The organism is Achromobacter maghribensis, assembly GCF_057334215.1.
Genome location: NZ_JBHFII010000061.1, coordinates 379,887 through 399,792 on the forward strand (window position 1 = coordinate 379,887; position 19,906 = coordinate 399,792).

18 protein-coding genes are annotated in these 19,906 nt (G+C 65.9%); 8 read left to right on the forward strand and 10 right to left on the reverse strand.

Annotation, left to right across the window (positions count from 1 at the left end):
• Positions 1 to 73: 73 nt before the first annotated feature.
• The 4 genes from ACE039_RS27720 to ychF all read left to right on the forward strand — a co-directional run bounded on the left by ACE039_RS27720 (position 74) and on the right by ychF (position 3,349).
• Complete coding sequence (locus ACE039_RS27720) at positions 74 to 685, forward strand: 50S ribosomal protein L25/general stress protein Ctc (RefSeq protein ID WP_105556922.1); 612 nt, start codon at positions 74 to 76, stop codon at positions 683 to 685.
• A gap of 100 nt (positions 686 to 785) precedes the next feature.
• Positions 786 to 1,382: an aminoacyl-tRNA hydrolase gene (gene pth, locus ACE039_RS27725; protein ID WP_006227589.1), complete on the forward strand. Its 597-nt coding sequence runs from the start codon at positions 786 to 788 to the stop codon at positions 1,380 to 1,382.
• On the forward strand, positions 1,382 to 2,161 hold the full coding sequence (locus ACE039_RS27730) for a CPBP family glutamic-type intramembrane protease (protein WP_485823911.1): 780 nt from the start codon (positions 1,382 to 1,384) through the stop codon (positions 2,159 to 2,161). Before pth ends, ACE039_RS27730 begins: the two co-directional genes overlap by 1 nt.
• Before the next feature lie 96 nt (positions 2,162 to 2,257).
• On the forward strand, positions 2,258 to 3,349 hold the full coding sequence (ychF, locus tag ACE039_RS27735; RefSeq protein WP_105556919.1) for a redox-regulated ATPase YchF: 1,092 nt from the start codon (positions 2,258 to 2,260) through the stop codon (positions 3,347 to 3,349).
• A gap of 72 nt (positions 3,350 to 3,421) precedes the next feature.
• Here the strand turns inward: ychF and ACE039_RS27740 are convergent, their stop codons facing one another.
• The 3 genes from ACE039_RS27740 to ACE039_RS27750 form a co-directional block, all read right to left on the reverse strand.
• Positions 3,422 to 4,345, reverse strand: coding sequence for a Bug family tripartite tricarboxylate transporter substrate binding protein (locus ACE039_RS27740; RefSeq protein WP_485824089.1), 924 nt, complete (start codon positions 4,343 to 4,345; stop codon positions 3,422 to 3,424).
• Positions 4,346 to 4,410: 65 nt separating this feature from the next.
• On the reverse strand, positions 4,411 to 5,463 hold the full coding sequence (locus ACE039_RS27745; RefSeq protein ID WP_310032269.1) for an NADPH:quinone oxidoreductase family protein: 1,053 nt from the start codon (positions 5,461 to 5,463) through the stop codon (positions 4,411 to 4,413).
• Positions 5,463 to 6,677: a CaiB/BaiF CoA transferase family protein gene (locus ACE039_RS27750; RefSeq protein ID WP_485823912.1), complete on the reverse strand. Its 1,215-nt coding sequence runs from the start codon at positions 6,675 to 6,677 to the stop codon at positions 5,463 to 5,465. Before ACE039_RS27750 ends, ACE039_RS27745 begins: the two co-directional genes overlap by 1 nt.
• 89 nt (positions 6,678 to 6,766) lie before the next feature.
• On the opposite strand from ACE039_RS27750, the gene ACE039_RS27755 reads away from it, so the two are divergent.
• Positions 6,767 to 7,705, forward strand: a complete 939-nt coding sequence (locus ACE039_RS27755) for a LysR family transcriptional regulator (protein WP_105556918.1) — start codon at positions 6,767 to 6,769, stop codon at positions 7,703 to 7,705.
• A gap of 51 nt (positions 7,706 to 7,756) precedes the next feature.
• Here ACE039_RS27755 and ACE039_RS27760 read toward each other — a convergent pair whose 3' ends face one another.
• Both ACE039_RS27760 and ACE039_RS27765 read right to left on the reverse strand, forming a co-directional pair.
• Positions 7,757 to 8,200 carry a MarR family winged helix-turn-helix transcriptional regulator gene (locus ACE039_RS27760; protein ID WP_105556917.1) on the reverse strand — a complete coding sequence of 148 codons (444 nt, stop codon included), beginning with the start codon at positions 8,198 to 8,200 and terminating at the stop codon, positions 7,757 to 7,759.
• 3 nt (positions 8,201 to 8,203) lie between these two features.
• Positions 8,204 to 9,802, reverse strand: coding sequence for an MDR family MFS transporter (locus ACE039_RS27765; protein WP_313457246.1), 1,599 nt, complete (start codon positions 9,800 to 9,802; stop codon positions 8,204 to 8,206).
• A 397-nt stretch (positions 9,803 to 10,199) separates the two neighbouring features.
• On the opposite strand from ACE039_RS27765, the gene ACE039_RS27770 reads away from it, so the two are divergent.
• On the forward strand, positions 10,200 to 12,689 hold the full coding sequence (locus ACE039_RS27770) for an AsmA family protein (protein ID WP_485823913.1): 2,490 nt from the start codon (positions 10,200 to 10,202) through the stop codon (positions 12,687 to 12,689).
• Positions 12,686 to 13,072: an MOSC N-terminal beta barrel domain-containing protein gene (locus ACE039_RS27775; RefSeq protein ID WP_105556914.1), complete on the forward strand. Its 387-nt coding sequence runs from the start codon at positions 12,686 to 12,688 to the stop codon at positions 13,070 to 13,072. The genes ACE039_RS27770 and ACE039_RS27775 overlap by 4 nt, the downstream gene beginning before the upstream one ends.
• A gap of 31 nt (positions 13,073 to 13,103) precedes the next feature.
• On the opposite strand, the gene ACE039_RS27780 is transcribed toward ACE039_RS27775, so the two are convergent.
• The 4 genes from ACE039_RS27780 to rsmD all read right to left on the reverse strand — a co-directional run bounded on the left by ACE039_RS27780 (position 13,104) and on the right by rsmD (position 15,822).
• The gene (locus ACE039_RS27780) at positions 13,104 to 14,336 is read right to left on the reverse strand and encodes a benzoate/H(+) symporter BenE family transporter (RefSeq protein ID WP_105556913.1); all 1,233 of its coding nucleotides are present in this window, start codon (positions 14,334 to 14,336) and stop codon (positions 13,104 to 13,106) included.
• Positions 14,333 to 14,584, reverse strand: a complete 252-nt coding sequence (locus ACE039_RS27785) for a YfhL family 4Fe-4S dicluster ferredoxin (protein ID WP_006221659.1) — start codon at positions 14,582 to 14,584, stop codon at positions 14,333 to 14,335. The genes ACE039_RS27780 and ACE039_RS27785 overlap by 4 nt, the downstream gene beginning before the upstream one ends.
• Positions 14,585 to 14,693: 109 nt before the next feature.
• Positions 14,694 to 15,197 (reverse strand): pantetheine-phosphate adenylyltransferase, encoded by a 504-nt coding sequence (coaD, locus tag ACE039_RS27790; protein ID WP_006227601.1) that lies wholly within the window; start codon positions 15,195 to 15,197, stop codon positions 14,694 to 14,696.
• A gap of 58 nt (positions 15,198 to 15,255) precedes the next feature.
• Positions 15,256 to 15,822 carry a 16S rRNA (guanine(966)-N(2))-methyltransferase RsmD gene (gene rsmD / locus ACE039_RS27795; RefSeq protein ID WP_313457265.1) on the reverse strand — a complete coding sequence of 189 codons (567 nt, stop codon included), beginning with the start codon at positions 15,820 to 15,822 and terminating at the stop codon, positions 15,256 to 15,258.
• A gap of 334 nt (positions 15,823 to 16,156) precedes the next feature.
• Here rsmD and ftsY point away from each other — a divergent pair, with 334 nt between their 5' ends.
• Positions 16,157 to 17,251 (forward strand): signal recognition particle-docking protein FtsY, encoded by a 1,095-nt coding sequence (ftsY, locus tag ACE039_RS27800; RefSeq protein WP_485824090.1) that lies wholly within the window; start codon positions 16,157 to 16,159, stop codon positions 17,249 to 17,251.
• A 105-nt stretch (positions 17,252 to 17,356) separates the two neighbouring features.
• Here the strand turns inward: ftsY and ACE039_RS27805 are convergent, their stop codons facing one another.
• Positions 17,357 to 19,564 carry a phosphocholine-specific phospholipase C gene (locus ACE039_RS27805; protein WP_485823914.1) on the reverse strand — a complete coding sequence of 736 codons (2,208 nt, stop codon included), beginning with the start codon at positions 19,562 to 19,564 and terminating at the stop codon, positions 17,357 to 17,359.
• Positions 19,565 to 19,906 lie beyond the last annotated feature (342 nt).

The following is a 19,906-nucleotide window of genomic DNA, read 5'->3' on the forward strand; positions in this document are numbered from 1 at the left end:
ACGGCGCGCATGTTGCGCGCCGTGCCGTTAACTGGTGAAGCCTCTTCACCTTATTTTGTTTTTGGAGTTTTCCATGAAATTTATCGCCACTGCGCGTAGCGTCCAGGGTTCGAGTGCGAGCCGCCGCCTGCGCCGCGCGGGCCGCGTTCCCGCCATTGTCTATGGTGGTACGGCTGCCCCCCTGAATATCGAACTCGACCACAACGAGATCTACCACGCCCTGCGTAAGGAAGAATTCCACGCATCGATCCTGCAAATGCAGCTCGAAGGCGCCAAGGAAGAGCAAGTTCTGCTGCGTTCGGTTCAATGGCACGCCTACAAGCCGCAAGTCCTGCACGTGGACTTCCAGCGCGTCGACGCCAACCAAGCCCTGCGTACCAAGGTGCCGCTGCACTTCGTGAACGCTGAAATCTCGCCGGCCGTGAAGCTGTCGGGCGCCATCATCAGCCACGTGACGACCGAACTGGAAATCACCTGCCTGCCGAAGGCTCTGCCCCAGTTCATCGAAGTCGACCTGACCAACATCCTGGCTGGCGCTTCGATCCACCTGGCCGACATCAAGCTGCCCATGGGCGTGACGTACGTCCCCCACGGCGGTGAAGACAACCCGCTGCTGGCTGCCGCCATCGTCAAGGGCGGCGCTGCCGCCGCCGACGAAGCCGAAGCCGCCGCTCCGGCCGCCTAAGTTCTGCGGGAAGGCCTTCGGGCTTTCCTTGCGGCTTATGCCCGAAACCCTGCGTGTGCATTTGCATGCGCAGGGTTTTTTGGTTTAAACACCCTCCATCATGTCTATTCCCATACGCCTCATCGTGGGATTGGGTAATCCCGGTCCCGACTACGAAACCACCCGGCACAACGCCGGCTTCTGGCTGGCCGACCACCTGGCGGACGACCTGCGCACTTCTTTTGCGCTGGAGAAATCTTTTTTCGGCATGGTGGCCAAGTCGCGCCTGGGCGCGGACAACGTGCTGCTGCTCAAGCCCATCACCTATATGAACAAATCCGGCCAGGCGGTCGGCGCGCTGGCCCGCTTCTACAAGCTGGAGCCGGAACAGGTGCTGGTGCTGCATGACGAACTGGATCTGCTGCCGGGCCAGGTCAAGCTCAAGCAGGGCGGTGGCCATGCGGGCCACAATGGCCTGAAGGACATCCAGGCCGTGCTGGGCAGCCCCAATTTCTGGCGGCTGCGCATCGGCATCGGCCATCCGCGCACGTTGAACCTGGCTCAGCAAGTGGCGGACTTCGTGCTGCATCCGCCGCGCCGCGAGGAACAGAAAGAGATCGAAGCCGTCATCGACCGTTGCCGCGCCGTCGTGCCGGCCATGCTGGCCGGCGATTTCGCGCTGGCCACGCGCCAGCTGCATAGCGGCAACGTCGCCTGATGTCCGTCAAGCCGCAGTCCTCCTCCGGCGGCAAGCTGCGCTTTCGTGGCGAGGTCGCGGACTTCTGGCGTTTCATCCGCCATCCGCGTCCCGTGGCGCGCTTGTCCGGGCGCTTCGCCGGGGGCGGCCTTGCCGCCGACTGGTGGCCGGGCATCGGTCCCGGGCGTTTGCTGGCGTGGGCCGGGCTGCTGTGGGCGCTGAACCTGTTCGCGCTGGGGCCGGTAGCCGTGATGGCGGCCGGCCTGGGAGGCGCGACCCACCGTATCGACCCGGCCAACCTGCCATGGCTGACCGCCGTGCTGTGGGCGCCGCTGGTCGAGGAAATGCTCTTTCGCTACGGCTTGCGCCGTCCGCGGCAGGTGTTGTGGCTGGTGCCCGCCCTGATGCCTGTCGTGTTGTATGGCCCCAAGCTGTGGACAGGACTGCTGCTGGCCGCATTCGTGCTGCTGGCATGCTGGGGGACGCGCCAGCGCGCAGAGCCCCTGAAGGGCTGGGATACGACCTGGCGGCGCTATTACCTGAAGCACTTCGGCCTGGTGTTCCATCTGGTGGCGCTGACCTTCGCGGCCGTGCACCTGACGAACTTCGTCTACAGCAAGACGCCATACTGGCTGATGCCGCTACTGGTGCTGCCGCAGTGGCTGACCGGCCTGGTGCTGGGCTGGATGCGCGTGCGGCGCGGCATCGGCGCGGCCATCCTGCTGCACGCCACCTTCAACGCCGGCCCCATTTTGATGATCTGGGCCGTCATGCGCTGGGCGCCCACCGCCGCCGGTTAGCGGGGCCGCATCCCCGGCGCGGCGGCAGGGCACCTGCCGCTTGCCCGGGGTAAACTAGAACGTTAACGATCAATACCGTACTTACACAGGATTCCCATGGCTCTGCAATGCGGCATCGTCGGCCTGCCCAACGTTGGCAAATCGACACTTTTCAATGCTCTGACCCGCGCCGGCATCGCCGCCGAGAACTACCCGTTCTGCACCATCGAACCCAACGTCGGTGTGGTCGAGGTGCCGGATCCGCGTTTGCAGAAGCTGGCTGAAATCGTCAAGCCCGAACGCATCCTGTCCGCCACCGTCGAATTCGTCGACATCGCGGGCCTGGTCGCCGGCGCGAGCAAGGGCGAAGGCCTGGGCAACCAGTTCCTGTCGCACATCCGCGAAACCGACGCCATCGTCAACGTCGTGCGTTGCTTCGAAGACCCCAACGTGATCCACGTTGCCGGCAAGGTCGACCCCATCGCCGACATCGAAGTCATCGAGACCGAACTGGCGCTGGCTGACCTGCAGACCGCCGAAAAGGCCCTGCTGCGCCACCAGAAGACCGCGCGTTCCGGCGACAAGGAGTCGCAGCGCATCGTGGCCGTGCTGGAAAAGTGCATTGCCCAGCTGAACGAAGCCAAGCCGATCCGCGCGCTGGACCTGACGACGGAAGAACACGCCGACATCGCCCAGCTGTGCTTCATCACCGCCAAGCGCGCCATGTACGTGGGCAACGTGGCCGACGACGGCTTCACGAACAACCCGCTGCTGGACCGCCTGACCGAATTCGCCGCCGCGCGCAACGCGCCGGTCGTGGCCATCTGCGCCGCCATCGAATCCGAAATCGTTGACCTGGACGACGCCGATCGCCAAGCCTTCCTGTCCGACATGGGCATGGAAGAGCCGGGCCTGAACCGCCTGATCCGCGCCGCCTTCAAGCTGCTGGGCCTGCAAACCTACTTCACCGCTGGCGTGAAGGAAGTGCGCGCCTGGACGGTCGCCATCGGCGCCACCGCGCCGCAAGCGGCTGGCGTCATTCACACCGACTTCGAACGCGGCTTCATCCGCGCGCAGACGATCGCGTATGAAGACTTCATCACCTACAAGGGTGAGCAGGGCGCCAAGGAAGCGGGCAAGATGCGCGCGGAAGGCAAGGAATACATCGTGCAGGACGGCGATGTGATGAACTTCTTGTTCAACGTCTAACTCCACCGAACGGAGCTTGCCCGCCTTGCAGGCGTAGGCAAGCTCCTTTGCTTGGCAGTTCCCGGCGCGGCCCTATTGCGGCACGATGCCGGCGGTGGTGACGATTTCTCGCCATTTCCGGCCTTCAGCCAGATTGAAGCGCGCGAAGTCCGCCGGACTCGACCCCACCGGCTTGGCCCCCATGCTCGCGTATTGGCTGATCACATTCGGCTGCTTGAGCGCCAGCGCCGCATGCTCGGCCAGTTTGGCCGTGATGGCGGGCGGCGTGCCTTTGGGCGCCCACAATCCATACCACGTGCTGATATCGAAACCAGGGAAACCGGATTCCGCCATGGTCGGAACATCCGGCAGTTCGGGCACGCGCTGCGAGACGGTGACGGCCAGCGCTCGCAGCTTGCCCGACTTGATGAACGGGGTGGCCGAAGGCATGGAGTCGAACATGAGCTGGATCTGCCCGCCCACCAGATCGGTCAGCGCGGGCGCGCTCCCTTTGTAGGGCACGTGCTGCATCGGCTGGCCCGTGCGGGTCTTGAAGGATTCCCCTGCCAATTGCTGCGCCGACGCGCTGCCCGCCGAGCCGAAATTGAGCGGCTGGGTCTTGCCCATCGCCACCAGGTCCTGCACGGTCTTTGCGGGGCTGGATTGCGGCACCACCAGCACCAGGGGCACGTCCGCCAACTGCGTGATGGGCGTGAAATCCTTGAACGCGTCGTAACGCATGGACCGGTAGATGTACGGGTTGATGACGTGCAGCGAAGCATTGGCCAGGAATGTGTAGCCGTCGGGTGCGGCACGCGCCACCAGGTCCGCGCCGATCATGCCGCTGGCGCCGGGGCGGTTGTCCACGATGATGTTCTGCCCGATCGTCTTGGACATTTCGGCCGCCACGAGCCGCGACACGATATCGGTGGGGCCGCCAGGCGGATACGGCACCACCATCGTGATTGGGCGGTTGGGATAGGCGTCGGCGGCGTCCGCCGGCATCGCGGCGGTCATGCCGGCGCAGGCCAGCGCCAGCACGGCAAGGCGGTTGAAGGCGGGCCGCGGCGTCTGGCGAGGGCTTAGGGCGTGGTCGCCGCAAGCGGCGGTGGGGGATTGCATGGGCTTGTCTCCGATATTATTTTGAGTGCCACTTTGCCCACGACCTGGCGGCTTTCCAGCGCTTCGAGCGCAGCGGCGAGTTCGGCGATCGGATAGACCGCCGTTACTGCGGGATGGATGCGCTTGCCGCGCGCCCATTCAAACAGGGTCGCCATGGCGCGCTGCATGGCAGGCGCATGGACCACGCGCTCGTCGGCGGGCGTCCAGCCCAGGTAGCGCCCGAAGAAAAAGCCGTGCAATGCAATATTCTTGACCAGCAGCAGGTTCAGCGGCGCTTGCGGCACGGTGCCGCTGGCAAAGCCCACGGACAGCATGCGTGCGTTCGCGGCGGCCGCGCGCACCCCGTACTCGAATGCCGTTCCCCCTACCGGATCGAACACGATGTCGGCGCCGCGGCCTTCGGTCAGCGCCTTGACCGCCGCGGCCATGTCGGCGTCCGCCAGCATGGCGTGGCTGGCGCCAGCCGCCAGCGCGGCTTGCCGCTTGGCCTCGGTGCTTGCGCAGGCGATGACGCGGGCGCCCAGCAGCGCGGCCAGTTCCACCGCGGCAAGGCCCACGCCGGAGCCTGCGCCCAGCACCAGCACGGTTTCGCCCGGCTGCATGGCCGCGCGCCACAGCAAGCCGCAGTAAGCCGTGCCATAGGAGATGGGCACGGGCAGGGCGAGCAGCGGCTCCAGGCCGTCCGGGACGGCGTAGACGGTGTACTCGGGCAATGTCAGCCGTTCCGCATAGCAGCCCCAGCGAGCCAGCGCCACCACGGTGTCGCCGGGGCGCAGCCGTGTCACCGCGCTACCGCAGGCCAGCACTTGGCCGACGGCCTCGGTTCCTGGCACGAAGGGCATGGGCGGGCGGGTCTGGTAGCGGCCTTCGATCAGCAGTTTGGTGGCGTGGCTGACGCTGGCGTATTGCACCTGGATCATGACGTCGGACGGGCCCGGTGGCCGAGCATCGGGCGCGTCGCGCAACGCCACGTCGCGCACGGGGCCGAACTGTTCGCAGAGCAGGGCGCGCATCATGCCTGCTCCGGTTGCGTGTCGTCCTGCCGCAGCGCGCCCGCCGTCATCAACGCGCGAATGTCGGCCTGGCTCCATCCCCAGTCTTGCAGCACCGCGGTGGAATGCTGGCCGATCCGCGGCGCCGGCGTCAACGGCCGCCGCCGCGCCAGGCCGGGTAGTGGCGCATAGGGCAACGCGCCCACGCCGGGCTGGTCCAGCGTCTGCAGCAGTTCCACGTGCGCGGCCTGGGCATGCGCCGCCAGATCGTCGTAGTCGCGCACCGTGGCGTGTAAAACCTCTTCGCGCGCCAGCCGTTCGATCCAGTGCGCCGAAGGCCGGGTGGCCAACTGCGCCGCGATCTGCTCATGCAATTCGTTCAGCCGCGCCATGCGGCCGGCGTTGTCCGCATAGGCGGGCTGCTGCAGCCATTCGGGCCGTTCCAGCGCGCGGCACAGGCGGGCGAACTGCTCATTGTTCAGCGCCAGCACCGATAGCCTGCCGTCAGCGGTGTCGAACACGCCGTTGGGCGCGCTGACCGGGCCGGCGCGTCGCGCGCCCGCCATGGCGTGGGCCAGGATGTCATTCACCTGCAGCGCGGCGCACGCTTGGAACAGGCTAAGCTCGACATGGCTGCCGCGGCCCGTTCTGGCTTGCCGGTACAGCGCGGCGGCCGTGGCCTGCGCGGCATACAGGGCGGTGGCGATGTCCGCCATCAGCATGCCCATGCGGCGCGGCGTCCCGGCCTCGTCCTGGTTCGCGTACATGAGACCGCTGTCGGCTTGCATGACCGAATCCGATGCGGGCGCGCCGGCGTAAGGGCCGTCCGGCCCGTAACCGCTGATCGACACATAGACCATGCCCGGCGCGTGCTGCCGCACGTCTGCGTAGCCCACGCCCATGCGTTCGGCGACGCCAGGGCGGAAGTTCTGGATCAACACGTCGGCGCTTCCGGCAAGGCGGCGCAGTGCCTTTTTTCCCTGGGGATGGCGCGCGTCCAGGCACACGCCGCGCTTGCCGGCGTTGTAGGCCACCGATAGCGCGCTGTGCCCGTCGCGTTGCGTGCCGACATGGCGGCCCCAGTCACCGGCGGGCGGCTCCACCTTGATGACTTCGGCGCCTTGCTGCCACAACATCTGCGCGCAATACGGGCCGGCGATGCCCTGGCTGATATCGAGCACGCGCAAACCGGAAAAGGGACCGCAGGCCTGATCGGCATCAACAGCAGGGTTCATGGCATCCATGGGCGGGAGATTGATAGGCCGATGGTAGACTCGGCTCGTCCGGTGGACAATCCAAGCAGTTGTTCCTTTAATGGTGAACAATGATTGACAAAGAGTTGGATCTGAACCTGGTCAGGCTGTTCGTCGCGATGGTGGAATCGCGCAACCTCAGCGCGGCCGCCGAGCGCTGCGGCATGACCCGTTCAAACATGTCGCACCGGTTGAAGCGGCTGGAACTTGCGATGGGTTCGCAGCTTTTGCGCCGTACCACCCGACATGTGGAGCTGACCCAGGCGGGGCAATTGCTGTATCAGCACGGCGTGCGGTTGCTGGATGAAATGCGTACGGCGCAAGCCTCCATCCATAGCCTGGATGGCACCGTGCGCGGCGACGTTCGGATACGCCTGCCCACGGGGCTGGGCCATCTTTATCTTGCGCCGGTGCTGCTGGACTTCACGCGCCGCTATCCCGATATTTCATTGCGCGTCCACATCAATGACGCCATCGGCGACCTGGTGTCGGCCGAAGTGGACATGGCCCTGAAGATCACGTCCGCGCCGCCGGAAGACCATGTGGCGCGGCGTATTTGCGACGTCCAGTGGTGCCTGTGCGCGACGCCGGATTTCCTGCGCCGCCAAGGACCGGTGACGACGCTTGAGCAGTTGGGCCTTTGTTCGTTGATCGCGCCGCAATCGCTGGGCCGGCGCTTTGATCTGCGCTGCAAGCGAGAAGATGGCGACCCGCTGCTGCTGCGTGTGGCGCCAAGGGTGCAGTCCGGCGACTATCCCTTCTTGCGGGATGCCGTCATGGCCGGATTGGGCGTGGCGCTGCTGCCCCGCTACGCGGTATGGAGCCAGCTGCGCGACGGCGAGCTTGTCGAGGTTCTGCCCGAGCTGGAACCTGAAGGCGTGGGCAACGCCATCTATTTGCTGACCGCTCCGAATCGTTTTCCGTCGATGGCCACGCGGACGTTGGTGGAGCATCTGCGCGAACATATCGAACAGCATCGCGGCGATTGGCAGCGCGTTGCCGCTGCTTGATGGCCTGGGTCTGGGTCTGGCCCACGGCGCGGCCGTCCTTGTGCGAACGAGCTACGCGGGCTTGCCGCCCGCCGCGCGCAGGAAGTTCTCTTCCAGCACGCTGAGCACGCGGTTCAATGTCTCGACATCAGCCACCGATAAACCCTTGAGCGCTTCCTCGAAGAAGGCCGCGCGCTTGGGCAGGGCGTTGTTCACCACGACCTGCCCGGCCGGCGTGAGGGTGGCGTTGGTCAGGCGGTTGTCTTGCGGGTCGACCGCGCGCGAGATCCATCCCAGTTTCTGCATGGCCTGCAACTGGCGCGTTAGTGATGCGGGATCCAGGCGGCAGCGTTCGGCCAGATGCTTTTGCGAGCACTGTCCGCATTCGTGCAGCGCCAGCAGAATGCGCCAGCGGGGCAGGGCATGGCCGACCTTGCTGCTGAACGCGCTTTGCATCACGCGGTACGTCTGCCCCATGTGCTGGACGACTTGCAGGCCTTGTTGTTGTTTGGGCAAAAGCTACTCTCCGACGCCCGCGGGCTCCGCTTTCGGAGGCCGGGCCAATTGCACCAGGGGCACGCGCCGCACGCACCACAGCGCGAAGATGGCGACGGCCAGCGCGATGAGCTGCCCTTCGTGGATGGCGCCCACCAGCGCAACGCGCGCGATCTCGATCAACGACGTGCCGTCCTGGCCTTGATGCGCCAATTGTGCCAGGAACTGCGTTTGCGCCGCGGGATTGACCAGCATCTGCGGATCGTTCAGTTCCGGCAGCCATTGCGCCGAGGCGCCGCGCAGCGTGGATTCGACGCCGCTGAAATAGCTGTGGCTCACCATCGTGCCGACCACCGCCGTGCCCAGCATGCCGCCGATCATGCGCAAGGATTGCAGCAGCGCCGTGGCGATGCCCAGGTGCGTGCGACCGGCCGTCTGCTGCGCGAAAACGGTAAGGTTGGGCATGATGAAGCCCATGCCCAGGCCTGCCATCAGCATGTAGACCGCGATCAGCCCGTGTGACGTATAGCTATGGGTGGTAACAATACCCAAACAGGACAGGGCCATCAGCAGGAAGCCGGCGTAGAGCATCCGGTTGGGGTTGCGGATGCGCGTGATGACGCGCCCGTTGATGATGCTGCCGACCGTGATGAAGACGACCATGGGGGTGATCAGCAGGCCGGCGTCTTGTGGCGACAGGCCGAAGCCGCCTTGCAGCAGCAGGGGCGCGTAGAACAGCAGCGAGTACATCGTCACGCCCACCAGCAGGGCCAGCGTGAAGAGCGTGGCCAGGCCACGGTTGCGGAACATGTCCAGCGGCAAGAGCGGATGCGGGCAGCGCTTTTCCCACCAATACAGCAGCGCGAACGCGGCGATGCTGCCCGCGCCCAGCAGCACGATCAAGGCGCTAAGGCCTTCCTTGGGCAAGAGTTCGACCAGCAACTGCAGGCTGCCCAGCGCCAGCGCGATCAATAGCGCGCCTTGCCAGTCCAGCCGTACTTTGCCCGACGTATGGTTGCGCAGGTGCGGCAGATAGCGCGTCACGAACCACAGGCCCAGGATGCCGATCGGCAGGTTCACGTAGAACACCGAGCGCCAGCCATAGTGTTCAGTCAGCGCGCCGCCCAGCGTGGGGCCGACGGCGTTGGCGATGCCGAAGGCGGAACTGAGCATGACCTGCCAGCGCAGCCGCACGTGCGGGTCGGGAAACAGGTCTGGGATCGACGCGAAGGCGGTGCCCACCAGCATGCCACCGCCAATGCCCTGCAAAGCCCGCGCCAGCACCAGCGTGAACATGCTGTCGGCCGCGCCGCACAGCACCGAGGCCAGCGTGAACAGGATGATCGCGGCCACCACGAAAGGCTTGCGGCCATAGTAGTCGCCCAGGCGTCCGAAGATCGGTACCGTGATGACGGACGTCAGCAGGTAAGACGTCGCAACCCATGCATACAGTTCGAAGCCCTTGAGTTCGGCCACAATGGTCGGCAACGCAGTACCCACCACCGTCTGGTCGATGGCGACCATCATCATGACGAAGCACATGCCCAGCATGGCCATCAAGGTCTGGCGGAAAGGAAGCACTTGGCCGGGCGAATGCGGAGTGCTGGGGGCGGGGGCGGACATTGTTGGATGGGTCAATGATTGATGGATCAATCATTCTAGTCCTACAATCCGCCAGACAGAAAGCCGTCAGCTTCCAGGCCTTGCCAAAGGCGGGCGAGGCAGGCGATTCGCCCGGGTTTTTGGCGTCGCGGCCGGGTTGGCATCGCGAAGCCGGCCCGATTTGTTACGATAGCGGAATCTGCACGCTGGTCATGCCGGCGTCTTCAGCAGGCCTTCCTTGGTAGACCCTCTCTTTTGGCGCCGTAGCCACAGGCTTCCGGCAGAAGCGAGGACTCGCCCTAAAAGGCACACAGCTCCAATTGGCGCGTGGTTTTCCACCGCTATAAGCACCATCCCCGCGCCATGGCGCGGTGGACGGCATTCAAGGATTTCCAGTCGAGGTACCGACGGGGCGGCAATGAAAACGTGGTTCAAGCGCATTTTGATAGGCCTGGTGGTGTTGGTTGTCGTGGCCGTCGTTGGCCTGGCCATCTTCTTGCTGACATTCGATCCCAACGCGTACAAGTACAAGCTGGAAGAGCTTGTGCAGGAACGCTATCACCGCACCCTCACGATCGATGGCGAGATCGAGCTGTCGCTCTTCCCGCGCATCGGCCTGTCGGTGCAGGGCGTCTCGCTGTCCGAGCCCAATAGCTCCGACACCTTCGCTTCCATCGAAAGCACTCGGTTGGCGGTCGCGGTCTGGCCGTTGCTGTCGAACAGCTTCGTGGTGGACCATGTGGCCATCAGCGGCTTCAAGGCGCGCGTGGTGCGGGACAAGGACGGCCAGTTCAATTTCAGCAACCTCGTGGGCGGCACGCCCGTGATCATGACCGCGCCGGCCAATCCCGCCGAAGCGTTGGTGGGGGCGGCCCAGACCGCGGCCCAGGCCATCACCAGCGGCACGTTGCCGCAGACCCGCAACAACATGCAGATCGACATCGCCGGGCTGGACCTGAAGGATGGCGAAGTGCAGTTGCAGGACGCGATCTCGGGCATGGCCGTGGCCGTGACGAAGATCAACGCCAACACCGGCCGCGTCACGTTCAACCAGCCGTTCGATGTGCGCCTGACGGCGCGCGTCGAAGGCGGCAACCCGCGTGTCGACGCCAACCTGACCGGCCAGGCCTTGCTGACGCTTGACCCGTCGGCCAAGCGCTACGCGGCCCAGAAGCTGGATCTGCGCATGGACGGCAAGCTGCCCGGCGCCGAGGCCAAGAGCCTGGCCATGCGCGGCAACCTGGCCTTCAATGGCCAGAAGTCGGCATTGGACGTGGCGGGCCTGGAAGTGGTTTTCCAAGGCGACATCACCGATCCCGCCGCGCGCGCCACCAATGTGGAAGCCAGCGTGGCCATGCCCAAACTGGCGATCGATCCGCACAAGAGCCAACTGCAGATCGAAAAGCTGGCGGTGCGCGCCAAGGGCTCTTCCCCGGACGGCCCGTTTGAACTGGCGGTGGACGCGCCTGCGCTGAATATCTCGCCCGCGTCGGCCACCGGCGAAGCGCTGACCGGCCGCGTGCGCCTCAGCGGCCTGGACGCCAGCTTCGGCCTGAACGGCATCAGCGGCAACGCCGGCGAGCTGGACATCAAGGAAGCCAAGGTCGACAGCACCTCCAAGAACGGCGAACGCGTGGTGAAGCTGAACTTTGCTTCGCCGCTGACGTTGAACCTGCTGCAACGCAGTGGCGGCCTGTCCGGCTTGCGTGGCGACGTCAACATTACCGACCCGGGGTTGCCCAAGGGCAGCTTGCAGATTCCCGTGATCGGCAGCCTGACCGTGGACCTGCTGAAGGACCAGGCCAGCAGCAAGATCAACGCCGTGCTGGAAGGCGGCAAGTTCGACCTTAGCGCCGACATCACCAAGCTCTCCGATACGCCGATGGTGAAGTTCGCCCTGGCGGTGGATACGCTGGACCTGGACAAGCTGGTGCCGCCCGTCGCGGCAGCGCCGGCCAAGCCGCCCGCCGAAGGCAAGAAAGACGAGTCCAAGCCTGCGGCACCCGCCGCGCCCGTGGACGATTCGATCGATCTGTCCGCGCTGGTGGGCCCAAGCGTCAACGGCACCTTGAAGGTCGGCAAGCTGGTCGTGCGCGGCCTGAAGGCCGACGAAGTTGCCGCGGTGGTCAAGCTGGACAAGGGCAAACTCGACATCTCCAGCCTGACCGCAGGCCTGTACGGCGGCAAGCTGGCCGGCGCGTTGTCCGTGGACGCCGCGCAGGGCAACCAGTTGGCCACCAAGATGTCGTTGGCGGGTATTGCCATCGAACCGTTGCTGATGGACCTGGCGAACCGGAACGTGCTGAGCGGCACGGGCAGCCTGGCGCTGGACCTGAAGACGGGCGGCGCCAACGTCTATGCAATGAAGAGCGGCCTGGGCGGCACCGTGCAGGTGCGCCTGCGCGATGGCGCGGTCAAGGGTATCAACCTGACGCAGACGCTGCGCGAGTTGAAGGCGGCGTTCAAGCCCGAGTCGCAAGACGAGACCGTGGCCGCCGACACCAGCAAGCAGACCCAATTCTCGGAGATGGACGCCGATCTGGCCTTCACCAAGGGCGTGGCTGCCGTGAAGCGCTTGAACGTCGTATCGCCGCTGCTGCGCGTCACGCAGGGCGAACCGGCCACCATCGACTTCGTGAAGAGCGAGCTGGACCTGGTGGCGCGCGCGCGTGTCGTGAACCCGGCTGCCGATCCCGAGGGCAAGGAACTGATCGATCTGAAAGATGTGACGATCCCGGTGCACGTGAAGGGCCATTTCGACAAGCCGACCTATACCGTGCTGTGGAAGGACGCCATCGGCAACATCCTCAAACGCAGCCTGGAAAACAAGCTGCGGGAAGCCGTCACGGGCAAGGGCAAGAATGGCGCGCCGCTGGATAAGGCCTTGAAGGGATTGCTGGGCAAATGAGCACCGAAAATTTCCAGCCCATCGCGGAATGCGGCGTCACGTCGCAGTCGGCCGCGGCCGCGTATCACCGGCAATGGCTGATTGCTAACGATTCCGGCCAGTGGTTGAACCGCGAATTGTGCCCCCGGCTTGCCGACGTGTCGGTTGAGCTGCGCCTGGGTTATCTGGTGCTGAAGGCGCCGGGCATGCTGCGCATGGATATTCCGCTGGACGTCATCGAAGACGACGACAGCGTGCGCTACAGCATGAAGGTGGGTGAGCAGACCATCGACGTGATCGACGAAGGGGAACTGGCCGCGGCCTGGATCTCGAACTTCGTGCAGGTGCCTTGCCGCATCATGAAGGTGCACCCGGATACGCCCGTGGCCGCCTGGCCCGCTTGAGCCAGATCACCCGCCGGAGCCATCCGGCGGACTAGGCGCCCAACCTGGCGCGCTTGTATTCGAATGCGGTATGGGCCAGCAGGCCCGCGGCCAAGCCCCAGAAGGCCGACCCGATTCCCCAGAAGCTGAACCCCGACGCCGTTGCCAGCAAGGTGATGAGCGCCGCTTCGCGCCGCTGCGGGTTGGCCATCGCGGCGGCCATGCCGCCCATGATCGTGCCCAGCAGCGCCAGACCGGCCAACGCGGCCAGCAGCGCCGCGGGCAAGGCCTGGAAGAACACCGCCACGGCGCCCGCCACGACGCTTAACCCGACATAGCCCAACCCGTAGGTCGCCGCCGCGATATAGCGTTTGGCGGGGTCGGGGTGCGCTTCGGGGCCGGTGCAGATGGCCGCGCTGATGGCGCCCATGGTGACGCTGTGCGCGCCGAAGGGGGCGGCCAGCAAACCCAGCAGGCCCGTGGCGGCCACGATGCGAGAAGCAGGGGGGCGATAGCCGGCGGCTTGCAGGATCGCCAGGCCGGGCAGATTCTGCGACGCCATGGCCACGACGAACAGCGGGATACCCAGGCTGACGATGGCCTGGGCGCTGAAGGTGGGCGTGGTCCAGACGAATTCCGTCAGGTGCCAGTCCAGCAAGTCCAGGCGAATCAGGTCCAGCCCGAAGGCCAGCGCGATGGCGATCACCATCACCACCAGCACGGCATAGCGCGGCGCCCAGCGCCGGCAGGCCAGATAGGTGGCGCACATCGCCAGGACCAGCGCGGGCTGCTTGCCGACGCTGCTGAAGATGCCCATGCCGAAGTTGAGCAGCACGCCGGCCAGCATGGCGGCGGCGATTTCGCCGGGGATCCGGCGCAGGATGGGATCGATCCAGCCAAATAGCCCACAGAGCAATGTCAGGCTGGCGGCCAGCACGTAGGCGCCGATTGCTTCATTGAAGGGGACGCCGACCAGCGCCGTGACGAGCAGCGCGGCGCCGGGCGTGGACCAGGCCATGACGATGGGCAGCCCGGTGCGCAGGCTGTAGAACGCGCCGCCGAATCCGAAGGCCAGGCTCAACGAGCCGATCCAGGAACCGATCTGCGCCGAGTTCAGGCCTGCGGCATGGCCGGCCTGCACCATCAGGACGGCGGTGCCGCCGAAGCTGACCAGCACGGCGACCAGGCCGGCGGCGACCGCCGAGGCGGACACGTCACGGCGCGCGTGGTGGGGAGCTGGCGACGGAGAGGGAAGGTTGATGCCCGTCTGCGTCGTGTCGCTCATGCGGCACCGGTCAGGCGGCGGTATTTGGCCATGAGCTGCTCTTGGCCTTCGTTCCATTGCGGGTGCAGTTCAATGCACTCCACCGGGCACACCACCTTGCACTGGGGTTCGTCGTGATGGCCGACGCACTCCGTGCATTTGTCGGGGTCGATGACGTAATAGTCGTCGCCCATGGAAATCGCGTCGTTCGGGCACTGGGGCTCGCAAACGTCGCAATTAATGCACTCTTCGGTGATCAGCAGGGCCATGATGGGCAGCGGAGGAAAGCCAGGGGCGGCTCACATTGTACTGCCGGGCCGGAAAGCGCAAGAAGGGCGCGAAATCGCGCCCTTCAGGGATGGTGCGGCGCGTGGCGGATCAGCCCGGCCAGGACTGTTCGCGGCGCTCTTTGGCTTTTTCCTGCAGCCAGCGTTCGACGGACGGGAACACGAACTTGCTGACGTCACCGCCCAACTGGGCGATTTCGCGCACGATCGTGCCCGAGATGAACTGGTACTGGTCCGACGGGGTCATGAACAGCGTTTCCACGTCGGGCAGCAGATGGCGGTTCATGCCGGCCATCTGGAATTCGTATTCGAAGTCGGACACGGCGCGCAGGCCGCGGACGATGACGCGGCCGCCCTGGTCGCGGACGAAGTCTTTCAGCAAGCCGCCGAAGCTCTGCACTTCCACGTTGGGGTAGTGGCCCAGGACTTCGCGGGCAATCTCCACGCGTTCGTCGATGCTGAAGAAAGGCTTTTTGTTGCGGCTAAGCGCGATGCCCACCACGACTTTGTCGAAAAGCGTGGCCGCGCGGCGGACCAGGTCTTCGTGGCCCCGGGTCAGCGGGTCGAAAGTGCCGGGATATACAGCGATGATCATGCGAGCTCCGTACCGTTATTAGTGGTGTACACCATCCTCCGAAGCTCGGATTATTGATCTATTTCCGCAATGCAGCAAATTCGAGCAGATGGTAGTGGACCGCACCTGCCTTGTCCTGCCGCAAGATCTGGAATCCTTCCGGCGCTTCGATGGCGGTTTCCGCCTCGACATAGACTAGCCCATGCTCGGTCAAAATGCCCGGCAGGATGGGCCAGAGTCGCGGGAGCCAGCCCTGGCCAAATGGCGGATCCAACAGGATGAGGTCAAATCGGGACGCATCCATCCGTTCGGCGACCTGCATCGCGTCGCCCACATGGATGCGTATCATGTCGGCTTTGAGCTTGTCGCGCAGTGTCCGCAGCGCGGACGCAGCGGTCTTGTCCCGCTCGACCATCTGCACATGCGCCACGCCGCGCGAGGCCGCCTCGAACCCCAGGGCGCCGCTGCCGGCGAACAGATCCAGCACCTGTTTGTCGGCGAATTCGCCAGCCCACAGGTGATTCAGCCAGTTGAACAGTGTCTCGCGCACCCGGTCGGGCGTGGGGCGCAGCGTCTCCACGTCGGGCACGGCGATGGGGGTGCGCCTGTATTGGCCACCGACGATACGAATATACTTGTTACCCATGTTTAGCCGCTTCTTCAAGAAAAAATCCCCACCGCCCGCCGCGCCGGCTCAGCCCGCGCCGCCGCCTGAGGTCGTAGACGCCGCCGTCGCGCCTGCGGAGCCCGCCGCCGCGCCGGTGATTCCACCGGCCGCCACGCCGGCCGCACCCTTTCCGAATCCCGTGGTTGCCGCGCCGACGCCTGCGCCGGTGCCCGACCAGGTGCCCGCGCCTGCGCCTGTCGCACCGACCGTGCAGACAGCCCCGGCTGCTCCGACTGTAGCGCCGATCGCACGCGCCGATGCGCCGGCCCAGGCGCCGACGCCGGTCAACGCACCGCTTGATGCACCGCCCGCCGTGGCGCCCGTGGCAGCACCCGCGCCGGCTCCGACCTCAGCGCCAGCGCCTGCCGCGCCTGCGCCTGCGCCTGCGCCTGCGCCTGCACCTGCACCTGCACCTGTTCCTGTTCCTGCTCCTGCACCGGAACCTGTTCCGGCACCCGCTCCGGCCGTCGAGCCTGCGCCCGCCGAAGCGCCGAAAAAAGCGTCGTGGCTGTCGCGGTTGAAGCAGGGCCTGTCGCGGACCGGCCAGAGCATTGGCGGCATCTTCATCGGCGTCAAGGTCGACGAAAACCTGTTCGAGGAACTCGAATCGGCGCTCATTATGGCCGATGCGGGCCTGGAGGCCACCGAGAAGCTGCTGACCGCGCTGCGCGCGCGGGTCAAGAAGGAACGCATCGAAGACCCGGCCAAGGTGAAGACGGCCCTGCGCCAGTTGCTGGCCGATCACCTGCGTCCGCTGGAGCGCGCGTTCGACCTGACCCGCACCAAACCGCTGGTGGTGATGATCGCCGGCGTGAACGGCGCGGGCAAGACGACTTCCATCGGCAAACTGGCCCACACGTTCCAACGCCAGGGCGCCAGCGTTCTGCTGGCCGCCGGCGACACCTTCCGCGCCGCCGCGCGCGAACAACTGGTGGAATGGGGCAGCCGCAATAACGTCAGCGTCATTGCGCAGGATGGCGGCGACCCTGCCGCCGTGGCGTTCGACTCGGTCAACGCCGGCCGCGCACGCGGCATGGGCGTGGTCATGGTGGACACCGCGGGGCGCTTGCCGACGCAGTTGCACCTGATGGAAGAACTGAAGAAGATTCGCCGCGTCATCGGCAAGGCCGACGCCACCGCGCCGCACGAAGTGCTGCTGGTGGTGGACGGCAACACCGGGCAGAACGCGCTGGCGCAGATCCGCGCGTTCGACGCGGCCATCACGCTGACAGGCCTGGTCGTGACCAAGCTGGACGGCACGGCCAAGGGCGGCACGCTGGCGGCCGTTGCCGCAGGCAGCCAGGGGGTGCGTCCGATCCCGGTCTACTGGATCGGCGTGGGCGAAAGCCTCGAAGACTTGCAGCCTTTCGTGGCGGACGAATTCGCCGCGGCCTTGCTGGCAGACTGATCCGCCAGCAGGTCCGACACAACGGGGCGGTGCGCAAGCGCCGCCCCGTTGCCATTTGCACGCGGCAATCCGCGGAAATCCGCGAAGTGAGCCGCGGCCCTACCGTCAGGCCGTCGCGTCAGGCACCTGGCCCATCGCCGGATCGCTGACCCCGTCCTTGCCCGTTTCCATGCGGCCGGCAAAGCGGCGTTGGAACGCGGCATAGCCTTCGCACGCCACCGCAAAGTCGTACCACTGCCCGCTCTCGCTTACCGGCCAGCTCAGTTCGGCGGTCTGGCCGGCTTGCACGGTGGCGGTCCAGGGGCCGTCGCTGCGGTATGCCTTGGCGCTGACGGTGAATGTGCAAGCCTGGCTGCCGTTGTTGTGCAGCTTGACTTGCACCTGCGGGTCGTCGCAAGGCACGTAGCACACCTGGATCTCGGGTTGCGCGCCGCCGGTCTGCATCAAGTCGCCCGCGAAGGCGCGGTGATAGCCGTTCGGCCCCAATACCCACAAGTCGTACTTGCCGCTGTCGGCGGACACGTCCCAGGCGTCGTCCAGCGACTTGCCCGCCTCGACCACATAGCGGCGCGGGATGCGGTCCAGATGCAGCTTGTCGTACACGTGGAAGACGGCGGCCGCCTGACCGTTGCTGGCGTTGGCGAATAGCAGCCTGACGCGGTTCTCGCGCGGCTCTTCGCGGGCGCTCGTGTGCAGCTCGTAGGGCAGCGCGCGCGAGGGTCGGGTGCCGGGCGCCTGCTTGGCCAGCGTCTGTTGCGTGGGGATGGCGATGGCAGGCTGCGATTCCTGCCAGGTCGTCAGGCCGTCGGCGTCCGTCTTGGTCGTGCGGCCCGACAACGTCGGCAGGGCGGCACTGTTGGGCGATACGAAATTCAGCGTCGAGGTGAGGTCACCGCAAACCGCGCGCCGGAACGCGCTGATGTTGGGTTCGACGACGCCGAAACGCTGTTCCAGGAAGCGTAGGGCGGATGTGTGGTCGAACACCTGCGAATTGACCCAGCCGCCACGGCTCCACGGCGAAATCACCCACATCGGCACGCGCATGCCGGGGCCGTAGGGCTTGCCGTCGGCGGTCAACTGCTTGGGCGTGGCAGGCGGGTAGGTGAAGTACTCGAACGCCATCTCGGCGTCCGTCAGCGTGGACTTGCCCGCCAGCGTGCCGTCATCGTTGCGCGATGGCGCGGACGGCGTCGGCATGTGGTCGAAGAAGCCATCGTTTTCGTCGTAGGTCACCAGAAATACGGTCTTGCTCCAGACCTCGGGCGATTGCGTCAGGGCGTCCAGCGCGGCCTGGATGTACCACGCGCCCTTGGCGGGGCTGGAGGGGCCGGGGTGTTCGCTGTAGGCAGCGGGCGGGATGATCCACGACACTTCCGGCAGCGTGCCGTTCATCACGTCGTCGCGCAGGCTTTGTAGAAAGCCGCCGTCGGGCATGGTGTTGCCAAAGCCCTTGGCCAGCGGGCTGTAGAGATCGTCGATGGCGGGGTTGTAGGCCGGGCCGCCCTGGTTGGTCACCTGCCGGTCCGCCGGCATCTTTTCGATTTCGGCGCGCCAGTGCCGGAAGCTCATCATCTCGTTGCAGCCGAAGTTGTCCGGGATGTTCTGGTAGACCTTCCAGCTCACTCCCGCCTGCTGCAGGCGGTCGGCGTAGGTCGTCCAGGTCCAGCCTTCGGTGGACGGGCCCACATCGGCGCCATCGTTCATTTCGTTCATCACGACCGACACGTTGTCGCCCGAGGGACCGTTGGTGCCGGTCCAGAAGAAAAGCCGGTTGGGGATGGTGCCCGCGTGCATCGCACAGTGATAGTTGTCGCACAGCGTGAAGGCGTCGGCCAGCGCGCGGTGGAAAGGGACTTCGGCGGTCTCGTAGTAGCCCATGGACAGCGGCTGCTTGACGCTTGCCCACTTGTTCATGCGGCCATGGTCCCAGGCGGCCTGGCAATCGGGCCAGGAGTGCGGCGTGCTGCCGGCACGCTGTGCGTTGCCCAGCGTCGTGTCCAGGTGATAGGGCAACTCTTCGGTGCCGTCGCTGCGCGTTTGGTGAAACACCGACTTGCCGTTGACCAGCGGAATGGGGAACCGGTCGCCGAAGCCGCGCACGCCGGGGAAGGTGCCGAAGTAGCCGTCGAAGGAGCGGTTTTCCAGCATCAGCATCACGACGTGCTTGACGTCCTGGATGGTGCCCGTCGGGCTGCTGGCTTCAATGGCCAGCGCGCGGCGGATGCTGGGCGGGAACATCGACAAGGCGCTTACGGCAGCGGTGGTTCCCAGCGTGGTCTTGAAGAATTTTCTTTTGGAGGCGTCGAACGTCATTGGCTTCTCTGTCGTTGAAGGTCGGAGGGGAACGGGCTCAGGGGGCGCAGTGCGACGCGCACGCGGCGGGCGGCGGGGTGGGCGTCGTGGTGGGCGGGGGAGCGGGTTCGTCCGAATCGTTGTCGTCGCCGCCGCAGGCGGACAGCGAAAACACGAGCGACAGCGCGCAGAAGGCCGCAAGGCCTCGTCTTGCATGGGCGAGCAAGTGGGAAGTGGTTTCCATGGTTCTGTAAGTGTGGATGGGCTGACGGCCCGCAGGGGCCGTTGCCGTCACACAGGACGCATGTCGGGCGGATGCTGCGGGCCACGAGTGCGTCCGGCGCAGGGGGCCGGACGACAGCG

What these genes read in the sequence shown, in the direction of transcription:
- ACE039_RS27720 (WP_105556922.1), top strand. Translation starts at nt 74, where the DNA reads ATGAAATTTATCGCCACTGCGCGTAGCGTCCAGGGTTCGAGTGCGAGC.
- pth (WP_006227589.1), top strand. Translation starts at nt 786, where the DNA reads ATGTCTATTCCCATACGCCTCATCGTGGGATTGGGTAATCCCGGTCCC.
- ACE039_RS27730 (WP_485823911.1), top strand. Translation starts at nt 1,382, where the DNA reads ATGTCCGTCAAGCCGCAGTCCTCCTCCGGCGGCAAGCTGCGCTTTCGT.
- ychF (WP_105556919.1), top strand. Translation starts at nt 2,258, where the DNA reads ATGGCTCTGCAATGCGGCATCGTCGGCCTGCCCAACGTTGGCAAATCG.
- ACE039_RS27740 (WP_485824089.1), bottom strand. Translation starts at nt 4,345, where the DNA reads ATGACCGCCGCGATGCCGGCGGACGCCGCCGACGCCTATCCCAACCGC.
- ACE039_RS27745 (WP_310032269.1), bottom strand. Translation starts at nt 5,463, where the DNA reads ATGCGCGCCCTGCTCTGCGAACAGTTCGGCCCCGTGCGCGACGTGGCG.
- ACE039_RS27750 (WP_485823912.1), bottom strand. Translation starts at nt 6,677, where the DNA reads ATGAACCCTGCTGTTGATGCCGATCAGGCCTGCGGTCCCTTTTCCGGT.
- ACE039_RS27755 (WP_105556918.1), top strand. Translation starts at nt 6,767, where the DNA reads ATGATTGACAAAGAGTTGGATCTGAACCTGGTCAGGCTGTTCGTCGCG.
- ACE039_RS27765 (WP_313457246.1), bottom strand. Translation starts at nt 9,802, where the DNA reads ATGTCCGCCCCCGCCCCCAGCACTCCGCATTCGCCCGGCCAAGTGCTT.
- ACE039_RS27770 (WP_485823913.1), top strand. Translation starts at nt 10,200, where the DNA reads ATGAAAACGTGGTTCAAGCGCATTTTGATAGGCCTGGTGGTGTTGGTT.
- ACE039_RS27775 (WP_105556914.1), top strand. Translation starts at nt 12,686, where the DNA reads ATGAGCACCGAAAATTTCCAGCCCATCGCGGAATGCGGCGTCACGTCG.
- ACE039_RS27780 (WP_105556913.1), bottom strand. Translation starts at nt 14,336, where the DNA reads ATGAGCGACACGACGCAGACGGGCATCAACCTTCCCTCTCCGTCGCCA.
- ACE039_RS27785 (WP_006221659.1), bottom strand. Translation starts at nt 14,584, where the DNA reads ATGGCCCTGCTGATCACCGAAGAGTGCATTAATTGCGACGTTTGCGAG.
- coaD (WP_006227601.1), bottom strand. Translation starts at nt 15,197, where the DNA reads ATGATCATCGCTGTATATCCCGGCACTTTCGACCCGCTGACCCGGGGC.
- rsmD (WP_313457265.1), bottom strand. Translation starts at nt 15,822, where the DNA reads ATGGGTAACAAGTATATTCGTATCGTCGGTGGCCAATACAGGCGCACC.
- ACE039_RS27805 (WP_485823914.1), bottom strand. Translation starts at nt 19,564, where the DNA reads ATGACGTTCGACGCCTCCAAAAGAAAATTCTTCAAGACCACGCTGGGA.